This is a genomic window from uncultured Gordonia sp., from assembly GCF_937858515.1.
Taxonomy (GTDB): Bacteria; Actinomycetota; Actinomycetes; order Mycobacteriales; family Mycobacteriaceae; genus Gordonia.
This window is the reverse complement of sequence record NZ_CALLZT010000039.1, coordinates 1-2,735: the sequence shown is the minus strand read 5'-3', so window position 1 is coordinate 2,735 and position 2,735 is coordinate 1. Positions and strand designations below refer to the sequence as shown.

The following is a 2,735-nucleotide window of genomic DNA, read 5'->3' as shown; positions in this document are numbered from 1 at the left end:
TCAGGGATCAAGAAGGTTGATCACTGCTTCGTCGCTTCGGCCTCAGGGATCAAGATGTGGGGTCACTGCTTCGGGTGAGGAGTGTTGCCGCCGCGGGTGAGGGCCCGCGGCGGCAACGTGTCAGGAGCCGGACCTGGTGATGTCGGCGGTGACGCCGTCACCGAGTTCGATGGCGCCGGAACCGGATTCGGTGGGCACCACGTCGAAGGTGACGGCGAGGACCTCACCGGCGATCAGGGCGGCGTGGCGCCGGGCCCAGTCGATGCGTTCGGCGGGTACCACCAGGCGGACCTCGATACGGTCGGAGACGTCGAGATCCAATGAGCGGCGGGCGTCCTGGAGTTCGCGGACCCGGTCTTTGGCCCAGCCCTCGGCCTCCAGTTCCTCGGTAACCGCGGTGTCGAGCACCACCAGCCCCGCACCGCCCGGCAGCTCGGCCGTCGAATCCGGTTCGACCGCAACGAGTTTGCGCGAGTATTCGCCGTCGGCGAGGTCGACACCGTCGGCGGAGACCACCTCGGTACCGTCGGATTCGGTGCGCACCGACCAGTTTCCGGCCTTGACCGCCTTGATCACCTGCTGCACCTGCTTGCCCAGACGCGGGCCCGCGGCGCGGGCATTGACGGTCAGCTCGTAACGGCCGAATCTGTCCGCGTCGGTCGCCAGAGTCACAGACTTGACGTTCATCTCGTCGGCGATGAGGTCAGTGAACGGACGAAGGCGTTCGGCCGTCGGCGAGGCCACGGTCAGCCCGGGCAGCGGCAGCCGCACGCGCAGCTTGTTGGCCTTGCGCACACTCGACGCCGTCGAGCACACCGCCTGCACCTCGTCCATCGCAGCCACCAACTCGGCGTCGGCGGGCAGGTCGCCGGCCTCCGGCCAGTCGGTCAGATGCACCGACCGCTCCCCCGTCAGGCCCCGCCAGATGGCCTCGGTGGCCAGTGGCAGCAGCGGCGACGCGAGCCGGCACGCCACCTCCAGCACCGTGTACAACGTGTCGAAGGCGTCGGCGTCGGTATCCTGACCGGCCCAGAAGCGCGAGCGCGAACGCCGGACGTACCAGTTGGTGAGCGACTCGACGAACTCGCGGAACGACTCGCACGCACCGGCGATGTCGTACACGTCGAGAGCCTCGGTCATCGCATCCCGGGTGGCGGCCAGCTTGGCCAGGATGTACCGGTCGAGAACATGTTCGGAGTCGGTGCGCCAGGTTGCCGGGCGGTCGGCGTACAGCTGGAGGAAGCTGTAGGCGTTCCACAGCGGCAGCAACGCCTGCCGCACGCCCTCCCGGATACCGCGTTCGGTGACGACGAGGTTGCCGCCGCGCAGCACCGGCGATGCCATCAGGAACCAGCGCATCGCGTCGGAGCCATCGCGGTCGAAGACCTCGTTGACGTCCGGATAGTTGCGCTTGGACTTGGACATCTTCTGACCGTCGTCACCCAGAACGATGCCGTGGGCGATGACGCTCTTGAACGCGGGCCTGTCGAACAGCGCGGTGGCCAGCACGTGCAGATTGTAGAACCAGCCACGGGTCTGCCCGTTGTATTCGACGATGAAGTCGCCCGGATTGTGCGGTACCTCCCCCGACGACGTGTCACCGTCGAACCAGCCCTTGTTCTGGAAGGGGTAGTGCACCTGTGCGTACGGCATCGACCCCGACTCGAACCAGCAGTCGAGCACCTCCGGAACCCGGCGCATCGTCGAATTGCCCGACGGGTCATCGGGATTGGGCCGGGTGAGCTCATCGATGTACGGGCGGTGCAGGTTGGTCGGACGCACCCCGAAGTCGCCTTCGAGTTCGTCGAGGCTGCCGTAGACGTCGACGCGCGGGAACTCCGGGTCGTCCGAGACCCACACCGGGATGGGCGCACCCCAGTACCGGTTGCGGCTGATGTTCCAGTCGCGGGCACCCTCGAGCCACTTGCCGAACTGGCCGTCGCGGATATGCGACGGCGACCACGTGATCTCCTGATTCAGCTCCAGCATGCGCTGCTTGATCGGGGTCACCGCCACGAACCACGACGGCACCGCCATGTAGATCAGCGGCTGACCCGACCGCCACGAGTGCGGGTAGGAGTGCTCGATGGTCTCGTGGCGCAACACTTTGCCCGCAGCCTTGAGGTCCTTGATGATCACCGGGTTGGCGTCGAAGACCATCAGGCCCTCGTACGGCGGCACCTGCGCGGTGAACTTTCCGCCCTGATCGAGCGGCTGCACCACCTCGATGCCGTTGGCGCCGGCCACGTCCATGTCCTCTTCACCGAAGGCCGGCGCCAGGTGCACGATACCGGTGCCGCTGTCGGTGGTGACGTAGTCGGCCAGGAGCACCCGATGCGCGTTGGGGTGCCCGGCGAAGAAGTCGAACGGCGGTGTGTACGAAAGGTTTTGTAGATCGCGGCCCCGATAGGACGCGACGGTAACGGGGTCGCCGAATTCCTTGGCGTACACGCCGAGTCGGGCCTCGGCGAGCAGATACTCTTGCCCGTCATCGGCTTTCACGTGGACGTACTCGACGTCGGGGTGGACGGCGACCGCGAGGTTGGACGGCAAGGTCCACGGAGTGGTGGTCCAGATGACGACGTTGACACCGTCGAGCGGGTTTCCGGGGTCGACGATCGGCATGCGCACGGTGAGCGCCGGGTCCTGCCGCATCCGATAGGCATCATCGAGCTTGGACTCCTGGTTGCTCAGCGGAGTCTGCTCGTACCAGGAGTACGGCAGCACCCGGTAGC

The 2,735-nt window shown here is 66.6% G+C and carries 1 protein-coding gene; it reads right to left on the bottom strand.

The window, feature by feature from the left end; genetic code table 11:
• Positions 1-120: 120 nt before the first annotated feature.
• Positions 121-2,735 (bottom strand): class I tRNA ligase family protein (locus Q0627_RS03015; RefSeq protein ID WP_298807638.1); only part of this gene is annotated, 2,615 nt, incomplete at its 5' end.